Below are 257 nucleotides of genomic sequence, written 5' to 3'. Positions count from 1 at the left end.
CTCGTCGATGAGCAGGACCACGTCACCGGTACCGCCACCGGCCAGGCAGCCCCCGAGCCGCACCATCGGGTCGTCGCGTCCCGCGTCACCCGTCGACGGCGTCGTGTTCGCCGCCGCGATCACGGGCGGGGAGGCGACCGCTCCGGTCGGAGCCGCCCACGCGGCGCCCGTTGCGGCCGCGAGGGCGACGAGGAGCGCCCCCGCCCGGCGAAGTGTGTCCCGCACGGTCAGAAGCCCCGTCCCGCCCAGAAGGCCAG

General features: G+C 76.7%; 1 protein-coding gene. It reads right to left on the bottom strand.

The features are described 5' to 3' along the window. A partial coding sequence (locus ACZ3HG_RS24165; RefSeq protein WP_465334976.1) for a hypothetical protein occupies positions 1–257 on the bottom strand: 257 nt, incomplete at both ends.

This window comes from Erwinia sp. PME.40.26/001, assembly GCF_055556675.1.
The sequence above is the reverse complement of the archived record's forward strand: the minus strand, read 5'-3'. Positions and strand labels throughout refer to the sequence as shown.